Raw genomic sequence first — 16014 nt, 5'->3', positions numbered from 1 at the left:
ATCGCGAACCGGAGATTCCTGGGAGGGCGGTGACGAGCGCAGCGCGCAGCCGGCGATCCGTGGCCGGTTGCGGTGGGGTGCAGCAATCCCCTTTGGCTGCGGGTCGTCGATAGCCGAGGCTGCCAGCGCCACGCGCTAGGTCTCGGCGGCGGGGTTCCGCCACGGGCGTTCGACGCCCGGAAGGCCCCCCGTCTGAAAGGCGAACGCCACAAATCGTCAGCCGGCGGCCGGATGGTCGCGGTCTTACACTACCCAGGAGCGACGATCCGGCCGCCGGCTTGCTCATTTCCTTTTCAACGCTTCCGGCCCGCCGCGCCGGTGGCGCGTTTCGGCCTGCCCGGCCTTTATCTCCCCAACCCGGTCGATCCTCTGCCGGTCTGTGCTACGCTGCCCGCCAAACGCCAGCGCGGGAGGAAAGGGCCATGACCGGAACACCAAGAGGGATGCTCGCCGCGCTTCTGGCGCTCGCCTTGTTCAGCGCCGCGCCGCTTCACGCCCAGCAGGCGGCGGATGCCGTCGCGCCGGAAAAGGCGAGCGAGGCGTCATCGCCGACCGACGCCTTCGCCGCCTTGCCCGCCCGCGTTCAAGATGCGCTCAAGCGGAAGGCGCAGGGTAAGCCCGTCACCGGGCGCGACTGGATGATCGCGGTCGCCAACCCTCATGCCGCCGAAGCGGGCGCAGCGGTTCTGGAAGCGGGCGGCACCGCCGCCGACGCCATGGTCGCCGCGCAGGCGATGCTCGGGCTGGTCGAGCCGCAAAGCTCCGGCCTCGGCGGCGGCGCGTTCCTCGTCTGGTACGATGCGGCGGCGGGCGCGGTCACCACGCTGGACGGCCGCGAAACCGCGCCGATGGCGGCGACGCCGAAGCTTTTCCTCGATGCGGATGGCGCCCCGCTCGACTTCTTCGACGCCGTGGTCGGCGGCCGCTCGGTCGGCGTGCCGGGCGTGCCGGCCTTGATGGAAGAGGCCCACCGCCGCTGGGGGAAGGCGAACTGGCCCGCGCTGTTCGAACCGACCATCGCGCTGGCGAATGACGGCTTTCCGGTCTCGCCGCGCCTGGCCGAACTGGTCGCCGGCGATGCCCAGCGCCTCGACAGTTTCGCGGCGACCTCCGCCTATTTCCTGCCGGGCGGGCGGCCGATCGAAGCCGGCGCATCGTTGCGCAACCCGGCCTATGCGGCGACGCTGCGGGCGCTGGCCGAAGGCGGCGCCGACGCCTTTTATCGCGGCCCGCTCGCCGAAGACATCGTGCGGACGGTCCGGCAGGCGGACGGCAATCCCGGCCGGCTCGCTCTGCCCGATCTCGCCTCCTATGCGGTGAAGGAGCTCCCGGCGGTCTGCGTCGCCTATCGCGCCCATGAGGTCTGCGGCATGGGCCCGCCCTCCTCGGGCGGCGTCGCGGTCGGCCAGATCCTCGGCCTCCTCGCTCCGTTCGATCTGGCCGCCCTGTCGCCGGACGCACCGGAAGCGCGGCGTCTGCTGGGCGATGCCGCGCGCCTGGCCTTCGCCGATCGCGGCCGCTACCTCGCCGATAGCGATTTCGTGCCGGTGCCGGTGGAGGGCCTGATCGACCCTGCCTATCTGCGGACGCGTTCGGAACGTCTGAAAGGCGACGACGCGCTGCCGGATGTCGCGCCGGGCGAGCCGGAATGGGACCATGCCGCGCTCGATCTCGGCGACGGCGTTTCGCCGGAACAGCCTTCGACGACGCATCTGTCCATCGTCGACCGCTACGGCAATGCGCTCGCCATGACGAGCAGCATCGAGAACGCCTTCGGCTCGCGGCTCTTCGTCGGCGGCTTCCTGCTGAACAACCAGCTTACGGATTTTTCCTTCGCGACGCATGAGGATGGCCGGCCCATCGCCAACCGGGCCGAGCCGGGCAAGCGCCCACGGTCCTCAATGGCGCCGACCATCGTGCTGAAAGACGGTACGCCGCGTCTGGCGATCGGCAGTCCCGGCGGCAGCCGCATCATTCCCTATGTCGCGAATGCCATCGTCGCTCATCTGGACTGGGGCCTCGACGCACAGGCTGCCCTCGCCTTGCCCCATGCCGTCAACCGCTTCGGCACTTACGATCTGGAAGAGGGCACCGCCGCTGCTGATGATCTGGAAGCGCTGGAGGACCTCGGTTTCGAAGTGGCCGTCCGGCCCCTCAATTCGGGCCTTCACGCCATCGCGATAGCAGAGGATGGCGCGCTGTCCGGCGGGGCGGACCCCCGCCGCGAAGGCATCGCGCTCGGGGAGTGATCAGCGCAGGCGCACCGGCAGGGTCGTATAGCCGCGGAAGCGCAAACGGCGGCTCCGCACCGCGCCCTCCGTGAGGCGGTAGGCGGGGAACCGTTCCAGAAAGCGGGAAATCGCGATCTGACCTTCCATGCGCGCCACGCTCATGCCGATGCACTGGTGCGGCCCGGAGGCGAACGCCAGATGCCGGTTCGGCCGCCGGGCGATGTCGAACCGGTCGGGATCGTCGAACACCGCCGGATCGCGGTTGGCCGCTCCGATGCAGAGCGTGAGGAAGGTGCCGGCGGGCATCTCGATCCCGTCGAACGTTACCGGCCCCGTCGTCATCCGGTTGCCGAGCTGGTTCGACGATTCATAGCGCAGCATCTCCTCCACGGCGGTGCGGATCAGCGTAGGATCGTCGAGCAGGCGCTGCCGCTGCTCGGCGAAACGGTGCAGCAGTTCCAGCCCGTTGCCGATCAGATTGGTGGTGGTTTCATGGCCCGCATTGAGGATGAAGATGCAGTTCTGCAGAAGCTCTTTTTCGGACAGCTTCTCACCGCTCTTCTCGCCCTGGATCAACCGGGTCAGCATGTCCCTTTCGGGATCGCCCGGCTGCTCGCGCCGCCGTGCCACCAAGGTCTCAAGATAGGCGAGAAAATCCGTGACGGCCTTGTTGCCCCGCGCTTCCTCCTCCGCGCTCAGCACCGGCTCCAGCGCGCCGAGAATGGCAAGCGACCAGTCGCGCAACGGCTCGCGCTCCTCATGCGGCACGGCCAGAAGATTGCCGATCACCTCAACGGGAATGGCGGAGGCGAAATCCTCGATCAGATCGACCGCCTCGCCGCGGTCCGCCTTGGCTTCGAGCTGGTCCAGCAGCCGGCCGACCAGCGCTTCGACATCGCTTTCGAGAGCCGAGACCGCGCGCGGGTTGAGTGCGCCCGCCAGGATCGACCGGACGCGCGTATGCAGCGGCGGATCGTTGAAGACGAGGCTGGTGGTGTGATGCTCGAAGAGCGGCGTGTCGCCGTATTTCTCGCCGAACTCCACCGTCTTGTCGGAGGAAAAGAGCGCGGTGTCCTTGTAGACGGCGGTCAGGTCGGCGTGGCGGCTGAGCATGTAGCTGTTTTCGCCGAGCTTCTTGACCGGCGCATGGGTGAGCAGCGCCGCATAGGTCGGATAGGGATCGTCGACAAACCCGGCAGGCGGCTGCGCAAGACTGAAAGTCTGCGCCAGTTCCCCGTCCGATGTCCCGGCCTGTCGGTCGGCCGTTGCGGAATCCTGCCCCGTCATCACCCTCTCCTCCCGTCCATCCCGCGGCCCTGCCCGATCCGAAGCGGCGGCCGATCCGCGCTAGGCGAGGCCCAGCGGCGCAAGCGTTTTGTCCGCAATCTGCCGCCAATCGTCCAGCAATTCGCTGTTGGGCCGCGAACGCAGCCCCTTGGCCTGCAGGCGCTCGAAGCGTTCGGACTGCGCTTCGCCGAACGTATCGGCCACGCGCGGCCGCCAATAGGCGACCGAGACGCGCGCTTCCTTACGGCCCGCCTCGTCGGCAGCGATCTTCTCCAGCCCTTCGATGCCGAGCTCCGTATGGCGCTTCTCGCGGGGCCGGATGTCGCGGATCACCTCGGCGAGCGGCGCATAGGAGACCTCCGCCATCTCGGCGAGGTGAACATCGGTCGCGAGCCCCATCAGCACATTCAGCACAACGGCATCGGTCCACCCATCGATGGGCAGATGAAAAACGGAGAGACGCATGTCCGCACCCTGCCGGCGCGCCGCCACCTCGGCGTCGCGATCGAGCCGCGCCGCCCAGTCATGGGCACTGTTGTAACGTGCCTTGTCGGTGCCGAATTCGGCCATCAGGTCGAGCACGCGCTCGGCATGATCGGCCTTTTCCAGCACGATCCGGCTGGCGGCGATACGCTCCTTGATGCCGGGCGCCTCGTTGATGGCGTCGGCGAAACCGGAGGAGCCCGCCAGTTCGCTGTCGACGAAGGAGGACATGAGCCGCAGCAGTTCGCCCCGGTAGCGGGGCGGCACATTGTCCGGCGACGTCAGAACGCCGCCGCGGGCCAGATAGTTCGCCATCTCCTCATTGCCGTTCACCTTGCGCTCCTCACTCGTCATAGGAAAACACCACCGTCTCGCTCATCGGGAAGCACTGGCAGGACAGCACGTAGCCGGCCCGCACCTCGTAATCTTCCAGCGCATGGTTGGTCTCCATCTCGACATCCCCTTCCAGCACCTTGGCCCGGCAGGTCGAACAGACCCCCGCCTTGCACGAATAGGGCGCGTCCATCTTCTGCTCCAGCGCTGCGTCGAGCAGGCTTACATCCTTTCGCATGGCGAAGGAGCGGGTCACGCCATCGAGGGTGACCGTGGCGGCCGTATCGCCCTCGCTTTGCACGGAGTTTCTGGATTGCGCCTTCCTGGCGGCGCGGCCCGGCTGGCTGGAGGCGAACAGTTCGAACTTGATCCGGCCATCGTCCACGCCATGATCGCGCAGCGCGTCCGCGATCGTCAGCATCAGCGCTTCCGGCCCGCAGATGAAGGCGGTGTCGATCGATTCCGGTTCGATCCAAAGGTCGAACAGCCGGTCCAGCTTTTCGCGGTCGATACGCCCGCCGAACAATTCGTTCTCGCCCGCTTCCGACTTCAGGATATGAAGGATGGAAAGCCGCCCCAGATAGGTGTTCTTCAAATCCTCCAGTTCCTCGCGGAACATGATCGTGTTCACCTGTCGGTTGGCATAGACCAGCGTGAAGCTGGATTTCAGCTCGCGCGCCAGAACGGTGCGGATGATCGACAGGATCGGCGTGATGCCGGAGCCGGCGGCAAAGCCGACATAATGCTTCGCCGCGTCGGGCTCGATGGCCGTATGAAACCGCCCCTGCGGCGCCATGGCGTCCAGCCGGTCGCCCACCTTCAGTTCCTCATTGGCGAAAGTGGAGAAGGCGCCGCCATCGACGCGCTTGACCCCGACCCTCAGGACCGGATCGTTGCAGCCGGCGCAGATCGAATAGGATCGCCGCAATTCCTCATCGCCGAATGTCCGCCGAAAGGTCAGATACTGGCCTTGCGTGAACGCGAACTTGTCGCGGTCTTCCTGGCTCGGTTCCAGGGAAAGGATGACGGAATCGCGCGTGTCACGATCGATCCCCGTCACGGTCAACGGCAGAAAGCGGCTCATGGCGTCTCACTCAGATGCATTTGAAATAATCGAAGGGTTCGAGGCAGCTCTTGCAGCGATAGGCGGCCTTGCAGGGCGTCGAGCCGAACTGGCTGACCTTCTCGGTCTCGGTGGAGCCGCAGCGCGGGCACGCCACGGTCAGTTCGCCGCCGCCCAGCCTAGAAGCCCGCAAGGTTCCAGCGGACGACGCCCCCGCCCTGTCGGGCGGCGCGATACCGTACTGGCGCAGCTTCTCGCGCGCTTCGTCACCGATCCAGTCCGTCGTCCAGGAGGGCGACAGGCGCCGCTCGATACGAACCTTCTCCACACCCTGCCGCGCCAGGGCGGTTTCGATGTCGAGTTCGATGATCGACGTCGCCGGACAGCCCGAATAGGTGGGCGTGACGGCAACGATCACCGTTTCGTCCTCGATCCGTACATCGCGTACGATCCCCAGATCGGTGACCGAGATGACCGGGATTTCCGGGTCCGGCACGTCGGCCAGCCACGTCCAGACCTGTTCGGTGCTTGGCAGCGTCGTGGTCGCCATCACCAGCTCGCGTCGGGATAGGCTCGTTGGAGGAACTGCATTTCAGCCAGAATGTGCCCGAGGTGCTCGGTGTGCCGTTCGCCCGTCTTGCCGCCTCTGCGAGCGAAGTCGTTCTGCGGTCGGGTCAGCGTCGCCTCGGCGAGAACCTCGTCCACCAGCGCGTCCCAGGCTGGCTTCAGCCCGGACGGGCGCATCGCGATTCCGGCCTCGGCGACCGCCTCGTCCAGCCCATCGTCCGTGAACATCTCATTGGCGTAGGTCCAGTGCGAATCGAGCGCCTTCTGCATCCGCCGGTGGCTTTCATCGGTGCCGTCACCCAGCCGAATGACGAGATCGGCGGAACGATCGACGTGATAGCTGACTTCCTTGAAGGCCTTGGTCGCGATCTCGGCAACCCGCTCGCTGGACGACCCCTTCAGCCCGCGCAACCGCTCGATATGCCAGGCGTCGAACAGAAATTGGCGCATCAACGTCGATCCGATATCGCCGTTCTGCTTTTCGACCAGCAGGAAGTTGCGAAAATCCGCGGCGTCGCGCCGATAGGCCAGCGCATCGGCGTCGCGGCCCTTGCCCTCCACTTCGCCGGCGAGACCCAGCCACATCTGCGTGTGGCCGATCAGGTCGAGCGCGATATTGGCGAGCGCGATGTCCTCTTCCAGGACCGGCGAATGGCCGCACCATTCCGAGACGCGGTGACCGAGAATGAGCGAGCTGTCGCCCATCCGGCACAGCCATTCGAAGAGGGCGGGCTTCAGGTCCTCATTGTGGATATGGTGGTCGCGCGGCGCCTGATGTTCGGCGGCGCGGCGCGCCATATCGACAACATCGGTGGCGTTCATGTCCGGAAGAGATGGCATCACATATGCCCCACTTCATCGGGAATGTCATAGAAGGTGGGGTGGCGGTACGTCTTGCTCTCGGCAGGATCGAAAAGCGGCCCCTTCTCGCTCGGCGACGAAGCGGTGATATCGACCGACTTCACCACCCAGATGGAAACGCCTTCCTTGCGACGCGTATAGACATCGCGGGCATGGTTCATCGCCATCTCGGCATCGGGCGCATGAAGGCTGCCGACATGGCGGTGATTCAGCCCGTGCTGTCCGCGAATGAATATCTCCCAGAGCGGCCAATCCTTGCTCACGGCTCTCTCCCAATTGATCTGTGTTGGAAATTTACTCGGCGGCCTGCAGCACGCCCTCGCCCCGACGCTGCGCCTGCTTTTCGGCATGGGCGGTCAGCGCATCGCGGAACCAGGCACCATCGTCCCACGCCTTGCGACGCGCCTCGATACGCTCTTCATTGCAGGGGCCATTGCCCTTGATGACCTGGAAGAACTCGTTCCAGTCTGGCTCGGAAAAGTCGTAGCCGCCCTTTTCCTCGTTCCAGGCGAGCTTGTCGTCCGGCACGCTCAGGCCGAGGAACTCGGCCTGCGGCACGGTCTGATCGACGAATTTCTGACGCAGTTCATCATTGGTGTTGATCTTGATGCGCCATTTCATCGACTGGTCGGAATGCACCGATTCCTTGTCGGACGGGCCGAACATCATCAACGAGGGATACCAGAAGCGGTTGAGCGCATCCTGCGCCATCTCACGCTGTTCCGGCGTGCCGTTCGCCATCTTGCGCATGATGTCGAAGCCCTGCCGCTGGTGGAAGCTCTCTTCCTTGCAGATGCGGATCATCGCGCGGGAATATGGCCCGTAGGACGTCCGCTGCAGCGGTACCTGGTTCATGATCGCCGCGCCGTCGACCAGCCAGCCGACCGCGCCGATATCGGCCCAGTTCAGCGTCGGATAGTTGAAGATGGAGGAATACTTCATCTTGCCGGACAGAAGCTGCTCGGTCAGATCGTCGCGGGTGACGCCAAGGGTCTCGGCGGCGGAATATAGATAGAGACCGTGACCGGCCTCGTCCTGAACCTTGGCCAGAAGGATTTGCTTGCGCTCCAGCGTCGGCGCGCGGGTGATCCAGTTGCCTTCGGGCAGTTGGCCGACGATTTCCGAATGGGCGTGCTGGCCCATCATGCGGATCAGCGTCTTGCGGTAATGTTCCGGCATCCAGTCTTTCGGCTCGATGCGCTCATTATTGTCGATCCGCGCCTGGAAGGCTGCTTCCAGTTCCTCGGTTCCCGCTTCGATACCGTCGCGTTGGGTCGCGCCCAGTTCCTGACCGTACATGCAAATCCTCCATAGCGGCAATCGAACGTCCCGCCTCTTCCAGCAGGGCATTCGCTTGATCGCATTTCCTCCTTCCGGGGATGATAGCACAAGACATCACGGAATGGAAGAAAAAGGGTAATTTATGTGATGCTTTAAATCACGATGTCAGACGGTTGGTAGTGGCCTGCCCGCAGAGCCGGTGTCGCCGAACGCCGGCATATCTTCGAAAAGCGGGGCTATTGCAGCATCCGCTAATTGGGAAAGGTTGCGGTGCAGACCTTCGAACAGCCCACGCGCCGCCTCGCCGGGCCAGTCCGTTGGCAAACCATCGGCCGGCAGACGTGGATCGCCCAGAAGCAGCATCCGAAATTCATGGACGAGCAATAGCCGAAGCAGAAGCGCCTGCTGCGCAGAGCCACGCATTTCAAGAGCGGAGAAGCGATTGAGAAACGCACGGTAGCCATTGCCCAGATCGTCAAGCGGCCAGATCGATGCGGCAAGATCGCGAAGCGCTGAACTGTCGGAAACCGATGCGATCTGGAAGGTCAGTTGCGCATCGACATTCGGGGCGGTCCGGTCCGGCGCCAGGAAAAGATCGCCAGCGAGACGTCCGAGAGGACGTTCCGGTGTCTGGAGAGCGGCCAGCGTCGCGGGCGCCATGTGAATTGCCCAGCCCTTCGGTGGGGGCGGTGGATTGTGGAGTTGGCGCGCGACCTCAGAAAATTCGCGATGGGCGGCTTCGGTCAAACGGTAGTAGCTGCGCCGTCCGTGCCGTTCGCCTTCCAGCCGTCCGGCCGCAACAAGTCGTGATACGGCGGTCCGAACGAGACTTTCCGAAAATCCCAACTGTTCGCAGAGCGCGATCAATGCGGCCATGCCCATGACCCCGCCATTCGGCATGACAAGATCGCCATAGATGGTGACGATCATCGCCGGCGCTCGCGGCGTGGTCGCTCCGCAGATGGATCGGATCAACGCATTGGCTGGCATGAGTGGCCTTCTGGCTGGCGGACAGGCTACTCTAATAGGGATCGGCAGGAGAGCAAAACACCCCTTCGGCGAACGATCCGGCCGAAAATTGGGCCAAGGGGGCGTGGCGATCCATGGCAATCGATATGGACGCACCGGCGGGTCGCCAGTCAGGCGCAAGCTTGCCGGCCTAGTCTGCCGCGATCAGCGTGCGGAGTTCCCATTGAGCCTGGTTAGCAGTCCTGCCAAGAACGGTGCAGCCAGACGGTCCGACATCGGTCTGGCCGTCGGTGTCGCGATGATTCTCGTCATCCTGTTCCTGCCGATCCCGTCCTTCATGATCGATATGGGACTGGCGCTTTCGCTCTCGCTCTCCATCCTGATCCTGCTGGTGGCATTGTGGATCGACCGGCCGCTCGATTTTTCGGCCTTTCCGACCGTCCTTCTCATCGCCACTATGCTGCGCCTGTCGCTAAACATCGCCACAACGCGTGTCATCCTGTCGGAAGGCCACGAAGGCGAGAACGCCGCGGGACATGTCATCGGCGGTTTTGCCAAATTCGTGATGAGTGGCGATTTCCTCATCGGCGTCGTGGTTTTCCTGATCCTTGTCGTGGTCAACTTCATCGTCATCACCAAGGGTGCGACGCGTATTGCCGAGGTCGGCGCGCGCTTCACGCTGGACGCCATTCCGGGCAAGCAGATGAGCATCGACGCCGATCTTGGCGCGGGCATCATCACGGAAAAGGAAGCGCAGGTCCGGCGCAGGGAACTGGAAGAGGAAAGCGCGTTCTTCGGCTCCATGGACGGTGCATCGAAATTCGTACGCGGCGACGCCGTAGCCGGTCTGATCATTACTGCCGTCAACGTCTTCGGCGGGATCGCTATCGGCTATACCCGTCACAATATGGATTTCGGCGAGGCAGCCGACGTTTTCGTCAAGCTCTCCGTCGGTGATGGCCTGATCTCGCAGATCCCGGCGCTGATTACGTCGCTTGCCGCCGGCCTTTTGGTCTCCAAGGGCGGCACGCGCGGCTCGGCCGACGTTATCCTGTTCAAGCAGCTCGGCGCCTATCCCCGCGCGCTCTATGTCGGCGCGGGACTTCTGGGCGTTCTGGCCTTCATGCCCGGACTACCCTTCCTGCCGTTCATCATTCTATGCGCGATCTTCACCGCTGCGGCTCTCAAGATCCAGCGAACCACACGCGACAATGAGGCTCTTGCCCAGAGCGAGCGCGACGCGGAGGTCGCCGAGCAACAGCAGGCCGACGACCGCTCGCTGAAACACTCTCTTGCCGTCAGCGAGATCGAAGTGGTGATGGGCAAACAGGTTTCCGTAGCGCTGTTGCCGCAAAACGAAGAGCTGACCTTCCGCATGTCGCGGATCCGCAAGAAATTCGCCAGCGAATACGGTTTTGTCATCCCGGAAGTGGCGATCAAGGACGATCTGACCATCCCCCCCGGCCACTATCAAATCCGTGTCTTCGGCACGGTTCTGGCATCCTACGAACTGCGCCTCGGAGAGGTATTGGCGCTCTGTCCGGAAGAGGCGGTCGCGGACCTGCCTTCCGTCAAAGTGAAGGAGCCGGCTTTCGGCATGGATGCGATGAGCCTGCCAGGTCACCTTGCAGACGAACTGAAACGTCGTCGCATCTCCACTGCCGACAATGTCAGTGTCCTTCTGACCCACCTATCGGAAGTGGTACGCAACAATCTGCCGCAGCTTCTATCCTACAAAGCCGTCCGACATCTGATCGACCGGCTGGAGCCGGAATACCGCAAGCTTGCCGACGATGTCTGCACCAACCATCTGTCCTATCCCGGCCTCCAGGCGATCCTGAAAATGCTGCTGGCAGACCGGGTTTCGATCCGCAACCTCAACCTCATTCTGGAAGCGGTCGCCGAGGTCGCGCCGCATATGCGCCGGACCGAGAAGCTGGTCGAACATGTTCGCATGCGCATCAGCCAGCAGATCTGCGGCGATCTGTCCAAGAATGGCGTTCTCAACGTTCTGCGGCTCGGAACGCAGTGGGATATCCTGTTTCAGGAGAGCCTGCGCCGCGACAATAATGGCGAGGTTCGCGATTTCGACATGAACCCGGCGGCGCTGGAGAAATTCGCCGACGATGCTGGAACCGTCATCGCCGAACATGCGAAGAGCGGCGCGCCTTTCACCCTTCTGACTTCGGCGGAAACACGTCCCTATGTCAGGATGATCCTGGAGCGTTTGCATCCGAGCCTGCCGGTCATTGCCCATTCCGAACTGGCGCGCGGCATGCAGGTCAAGCTGCTGGGTTCGATAGGTTAGGACGGCAATTGGCGTTCCTGGTTCAACAGCTCGGCCTGGAATTCTTCCTCGTTCTCTGCCGGATCGGCGGGTGCCTGATGATTCTGCCTGGCATAGGCTCCTCCCGGATCCCGCCGCGCGTACGCATGTTGCTGGTCATCACGCTTGCCGCCGCCATCCTACCTTCGGTAACGACCGTCACAGGCACGACCCGGCTGGCCGAAAGCGACAATCTGCTTCGCCTGATCGCAACCGAAACGATGATCGGCGTTATCATTGGATTTTCGGTCAGGATCGTGGTCGCAGCCTTGGAATTCATTACCTCAGCTATCGCCATGACAATCGGTTATGGCGGCATGCTTGGGCCGGCTGTTGCCGAATCGACGCCGCAGGCTTCCCTCGGCACCTTCATTTCTCTTTCGGCGCTCACCCTTCTTTTTACGCTGAATTTCCATCATGCGGTGATCGCCTCGCTGGTCCAGTCCTATCAGCTCCTGCCCATCGGCATGGGCCTTTCGGCCGAGGCCGTTTTGACACGCGCCAACAATCTGGCGACGGACGGTTTCCTCCTGGCTTTGCGTCTTGGCATTCCGTTTCTGGCTTACGGTATCATCGTCAATCTGTCTGTCGGTCTGGTGAACAAGCTCACCCCGCAGATTCCGATCTACTTCATGTCACTGCCCGCCGTGCTTTTGGGCGGGCTCCTCCTCGCCGCGTTCACCATCCAGCCAATGCTCTCGCAATTCGGCAGCGGACTGCTCGCGCTCATTGCTCGCTGACAAGGAAGATCGATGCAGTCTCCTGCTCGCCGCAAAAAGCTGATCAGAACGCTTTCTCGGCTACGCGCCCAGCGGGAGCAGGAACGCGACCGACTGCGCATGCTGCTGATGGGCGTCGAACGCGAGCTGGACGAAATGGAAACGCTGATTGCCCGGGACAGTCAGACGCTGGACCGTTTCGTCGGCATGATCGGTAAACGGCGGACCGCTTTGCGCGAGCAGGCCGAAACCCTTGGCGATTCGATAAAGGCGCTCTCGCTCGATCTCAAGCGCGAGGAGCGCTGGATCGACAATATACGCGATGACCAGCGCCGTGCCGAGCAGACCGGCGAGGATCAGGCACGCGACGAGGATCTGATCAACCGGCTTTCCGCTCGAGAAAACTGACGAGTTCGATCGGATGACCAGTCTCTTGCAAGCTTCGTTGCTTAGGTTCCTCCGCAACAGAGATGGAGATGAGCCATGGCTGTCGATTTTCCGGGCGATCTGATCGCCGATGTCGCGCGGGCCGCCGATAGTCGCACTGTCGAACAGGCCCGCGCGCGTCTGGCGGGCATGGCGGAAGCGACCGGTAGAACCGCGCAGGCCTTTACCGAGGAGTTGAAAACCAGTGTCGCCCAGGCTCCTGCAGCGGCAAACCTTTCAAGGGCCTCCGAGCAGCCGGCGCAGGCCGCGGCCGCTAAGGTGGAAGATCCGGCGATGCAGCGTTTTGAAGCGATGATGCTGCAACAGATGATCCAACAGATGATGCCCAAAGAGGCGGGCGCCGTATATGGCGAAGGCTTTGCCGGCGATATGTGGCGCTCCATGCAGGCCGAGAAGATCGGCGAGGCTTTTGCCGAGCGAGGCGGCATCGGCATTGCCGAAGCCGTGTCCTCGCGCTTCGCACTGAATGGCGGGGACGTTCGAACTGGCACGGCCGACGGCGCCGCCATCGTCGACAAGATAACACTTCGCATGCTGCGCCAGCAGCAAAGCGGATAAAGAACCACACGGGTGAGCGAGGATGATCCATTGGATAGGCGGATGACATCAGAAGGCGTCGGCGCAGCCGAGCGTTTGATCGGTTCGATTTCCCGATGCTTGGCCGAGGAAACGGAATATCTTCGCGTCAATGGAGAGGGCGAATTGTCGCACTTCAACACACGCAAGAACCAGCTGCTGACGGAGTTCGTTCGGCTTGGCGCGCGATTGCACGAAAACGAGATCCAGGCCATCGACCGAAACAAGCTGTCGGATCTGAACAAGGCGATCGCAGCCAATCGCCGTCAGATCGAGATCAGCATCTACGTCAACCGCAAAGTGACCGATACGCTGATGGACATGGCCCGCGATTCGGAAGATGACGGCACCTATTCCATGACGCCGGGTATGTACGGTTAATGTGGCCGTCTCTGTTGTTCGGGGCTATCGGAACCGGCGCTTTGGTCGCTGGTCTCCTCCTGTCGACACCCCAGCCATACTCTACGATGCCGGACGATACGGCGAGCACCGGCGCGGCCGCCGATGGCGAGGCGCAAACAGGCGGCGAAGATACCGTCGTTCAAAGCGCCGACAGCCGTGATCTTCCGGTTTTGGTCGCGCCGCTCATTTCGGGCGATGGCGAGATCGTCGGCTACCAGTCCCTCGCTTTGTCCGTTGTCATGGTCGAGACCCCCGCGGCCCGCACGCTTCGCATGCTGCAACTCGCCATCGAGGACAGCTTCAACGAGTGGATTGCGACATCGTCGGACGACGATCGGCGCGAGCATTTCGACGATCTGTTCAGCCTGGCAGATCATCTGGAAAGCCAGGCCCGTGATCGGCTTGCAATCGATCTCGAATTCGATCTGGTCGCCCTGCAGTCGGATATCTTTGCCGCGGCCGAAACCCGGCAGAACCTGATCGAACCGAAGGGCGGACCAGCCAAACCCGGTCCGGACGGCTCAACCGATCACTAACAGTGAGGCGTCAAGCCGCCCTCTCCTGCAGTGAAGCCGACGAAGCTCTCAGCGACGAGTTGGCCCCGCGCTCACCGAGGTTGAAACGCCCGATCAGCCGTTGCGTCTTCTCCGCATCGCCTGCAAGCGAATGGCTTGCTGCCGTCATCTCTTCGACCATAGCAGCGTTCTGCTGGGCGTTTTCGTCGACCTGATTGACCGAGCGGGAGATTTCCCTCAGACCCACTGCCTGTTCTTTCGAGCCTTCCGTGATCGACGAGATCCGTTCGTCAATCTCCTCGATCTGCGTGACGATCTGCTGAAGCGCTTCGCCGGCTCGGTTGACGAGCGCGACACCGCTATCGACCTGTTCGACGGACGTGCCGACAAGCCCCTTGATCTCCTTGGCAGCAGTCGATGAGCGCTGCGCAAGTTCCCGCACTTCCTGGGCGACAACGGCGAAGCCCTTGCCCGCTTCGCCGGCGCGTGCGGCTTCGACGCCAGCATTGAGCGCCAGTAGGCCAGTCTGAAAGGCGATCTCGTCAATAATACCGATAATGTCGGAAACCTTCGACGACGATTCCTCGATCTGGCTCATTGCCGTGATAGCCGACGTAACGACCTCGCCGGATTCCATGGCGTTCTTACGTGTCCGCATGGCAAGATCTGCTGCTTCTTGTGCCTGATTGCTGGCGTTCTCGACATTTGTGCTGGTCTGTTCGAGCGCCGCTGCGGTTCGTTCGATCGAAGCTGCGGCGTTTTCGGATCGCTGTGCCAGGTCGTCACATGCGATGCGCACCTCATGCGCGCTCGAACTGATCGAATTGGCATTGGTCTGGGTTTCGCCGACCAGCGCTCGCAGTTGAACCAGCGTATCGTTGTAATCGTCGCGCAATTGCTGCAGGGCGGGAACGAAGTTTTCTGCGATCGAATGCGTCAGATCGCCCTCGGCAAGCGCGCGCATAGCGCCAGCCAATTTGCGCACATTTTCCACCCGCTCGGTCACGTCGGTTGCGAATTTGACGACTCCCGTCACGACGCCATGCTCGTCGAATGTGGGATTATAGGACGCTTGAATGAATATGCGCTTGCCGCCCTTGCCGATCCGCTCGAACTCCGAGGCGACGAATTGTCCCGAGCGGAGGGTCTGCCAGAACTTATCGTATTCGACGGACTTAACGTAAGACGGGTCGCAAAACATGGAATGATGATGCCCGCGAACCTCATCGAGCGAGTAGCCCACAGCCGAAAGGAAATTCTCATTGGCATGTACGATCGTGCCGTCCGGGTTGAAGCTGATGACCGCTTGGGACAGATCGATCGCACGCAAAAGACCCGCATTCTGAAGAGATTTGATCTTTTCCGCCGTGATGTCGGTCGCGATCTTGACGACCTTGTAGGGCACGCCCTTCCGGAAGACCGGATTATAGGATGCCTCGATCCAGACGATCCGGCCGCCCTTGGCGATTCTCTGATACTGGTGGTGATCCGCCTTTCCCGTCGCAAGATTTTTCCAGAAGGTCACATAATCGTCGGATTTCACGTAATCGTCGGCAACGAATATGGAGTGATGTTTGCCGACGATTTCTGGTTCGCTATAGCCCATCGCTTCGCAGAAAAGACTGTTGGCGCGCTTTATTGTGCCGTCTAGCGAAAACTCGATAATCGCATGTGTGCGATGAAGAGCTTCAAGGACATTGGTGTCGTCGGACCGTTTGCTGCTCAGCATGGAAATTCTACCTCTGCAATATTGGCGAATGACGGAACGGGCGGAAATCTGCTGCCCTTCCGAAGAAGGGTCGACCCTGGCTCCGAACTATTGAAACTTCACTCTGCCGTAACGGAAACGATGCACGTTAAAAGTGAATGCAGATTTAACATTCATCAAATTCTATCTTTTTTTCGCACGATAAATTTGGAAGATCCGAATGGACCATTCGGTCTACAAAAGGCG

The 16014-nt window shown here is 62.3% G+C and carries 16 protein-coding genes; 7 read left to right on the top strand and 9 right to left on the bottom strand.

Annotation, left to right across the window (positions count from 1 at the left end):
- Positions 1 to 422 precede the first annotated feature (422 nt).
- Positions 423 to 2249: a gamma-glutamyltransferase gene (gene ggt, locus B7H23_RS06325; protein ID WP_240534987.1), complete on the top strand. Its 1827-nt coding sequence runs from the start codon at positions 423 to 425 to the stop codon at positions 2247 to 2249.
- Here the strand turns inward: ggt and B7H23_RS06320 are convergent, their stop codons facing one another.
- From B7H23_RS06320 to B7H23_RS06285, 8 genes are all read right to left on the bottom strand, one after another.
- The gene (locus tag B7H23_RS06320; protein WP_094076463.1) at positions 2250 to 3518 is read right to left on the bottom strand and encodes a cytochrome P450; all 1269 of its coding nucleotides are present in this window, start codon (positions 3516 to 3518) and stop codon (positions 2250 to 2252) included.
- Between the two features lie 60 nt (positions 3519 to 3578).
- Complete coding sequence (locus B7H23_RS06315; protein WP_206608854.1) at positions 3579 to 4355, bottom strand: Phenylacetic acid catabolic protein; 777 nt, start codon at positions 4353 to 4355, stop codon at positions 3579 to 3581.
- Positions 4345 to 5418, bottom strand: coding sequence for a 1,2-phenylacetyl-CoA epoxidase subunit PaaE (gene paaE, locus B7H23_RS06310; RefSeq protein ID WP_094076462.1), 1074 nt, complete (start codon positions 5416 to 5418; stop codon positions 4345 to 4347). The genes B7H23_RS06315 and paaE overlap by 11 nt, the downstream gene beginning before the upstream one ends.
- Before the next feature lie 10 nt (positions 5419 to 5428).
- A complete protein-coding gene (paaD, locus tag B7H23_RS06305; protein ID WP_094076461.1) occupies positions 5429 to 5947 on the bottom strand; it encodes a 1,2-phenylacetyl-CoA epoxidase subunit PaaD in 519 nt (172 codons plus the stop codon).
- Entirely contained in the window at positions 5947 to 6669 is a 723-nt protein-coding gene (paaC, locus tag B7H23_RS06300) for a 1,2-phenylacetyl-CoA epoxidase subunit PaaC (RefSeq protein ID WP_240535023.1), read from the bottom strand. The genes paaD and paaC overlap by 1 nt, the downstream gene beginning before the upstream one ends.
- A gap of 134 nt (positions 6670 to 6803) precedes the next feature.
- Positions 6804 to 7088, bottom strand: coding sequence for a 1,2-phenylacetyl-CoA epoxidase subunit PaaB (paaB, locus tag B7H23_RS06295; protein WP_094076459.1), 285 nt, complete (start codon positions 7086 to 7088; stop codon positions 6804 to 6806).
- 31 nt (positions 7089 to 7119) lie between these two features.
- On the bottom strand, positions 7120 to 8124 hold the full coding sequence (gene paaA, locus B7H23_RS06290) for a 1,2-phenylacetyl-CoA epoxidase subunit PaaA (protein WP_094076458.1): 1005 nt from the start codon (positions 8122 to 8124) through the stop codon (positions 7120 to 7122).
- Between the two features lie 147 nt (positions 8125 to 8271).
- Positions 8272 to 9036: a PaaX family transcriptional regulator C-terminal domain-containing protein gene (locus B7H23_RS06285; RefSeq protein WP_158215783.1), complete on the bottom strand. Its 765-nt coding sequence runs from the start codon at positions 9034 to 9036 to the stop codon at positions 8272 to 8274.
- On the opposite strand from B7H23_RS06285, the gene flhA reads away from it, so the two are divergent.
- From flhA to B7H23_RS06255, 6 genes are all read left to right on the top strand, one after another.
- The gene (gene flhA, locus B7H23_RS06280; RefSeq protein WP_276293776.1) at positions 9023 to 11383 is read left to right on the top strand and encodes a flagellar biosynthesis protein FlhA; all 2361 of its coding nucleotides are present in this window, start codon (positions 9023 to 9025) and stop codon (positions 11381 to 11383) included. The genes B7H23_RS06285 and flhA overlap by 14 nt on opposite strands.
- 8 nt (positions 11384 to 11391) lie before the next feature.
- Entirely contained in the window at positions 11392 to 12141 is a 750-nt protein-coding gene (locus B7H23_RS06275; protein WP_094076455.1) for a flagellar biosynthetic protein FliR, read from the top strand.
- Between the two features lie 12 nt (positions 12142 to 12153).
- Positions 12154 to 12528 carry a hypothetical protein gene (locus B7H23_RS06270; protein ID WP_094076454.1) on the top strand — a complete coding sequence of 125 codons (375 nt, stop codon included), beginning with the start codon at positions 12154 to 12156 and terminating at the stop codon, positions 12526 to 12528.
- Between the two features lie 75 nt (positions 12529 to 12603).
- Positions 12604 to 13125 carry a rod-binding protein gene (locus B7H23_RS06265; RefSeq protein WP_094076453.1) on the top strand — a complete coding sequence of 174 codons (522 nt, stop codon included), beginning with the start codon at positions 12604 to 12606 and terminating at the stop codon, positions 13123 to 13125.
- A gap of 42 nt (positions 13126 to 13167) precedes the next feature.
- Positions 13168 to 13524 carry a hypothetical protein gene (locus B7H23_RS06260; RefSeq protein WP_114389845.1) on the top strand — a complete coding sequence of 119 codons (357 nt, stop codon included), beginning with the start codon at positions 13168 to 13170 and terminating at the stop codon, positions 13522 to 13524.
- An 86-nt stretch (positions 13525 to 13610) separates the two neighbouring features.
- Positions 13611 to 14081 (top strand): hypothetical protein, encoded by a 471-nt coding sequence (locus tag B7H23_RS06255; protein WP_094076451.1) that lies wholly within the window; start codon positions 13611 to 13613, stop codon positions 14079 to 14081.
- A 10-nt stretch (positions 14082 to 14091) separates the two neighbouring features.
- Here B7H23_RS06255 and B7H23_RS06250 read toward each other — a convergent pair whose 3' ends face one another.
- Positions 14092 to 15789 (bottom strand): methyl-accepting chemotaxis protein, encoded by a 1698-nt coding sequence (locus B7H23_RS06250; RefSeq protein WP_094076450.1) that lies wholly within the window; start codon positions 15787 to 15789, stop codon positions 14092 to 14094.
- Between the last annotated feature and the right edge of the window lie 225 nt (positions 15790 to 16014).

It is taken from the genome of Notoacmeibacter marinus, from assembly GCF_002238045.1.
Lineage (GTDB): Bacteria > Pseudomonadota > Alphaproteobacteria > Rhizobiales > Rhizobiaceae > Notoacmeibacter > Notoacmeibacter marinus.
This window is presented reverse-complemented; position numbering and strand designations above follow the sequence as displayed.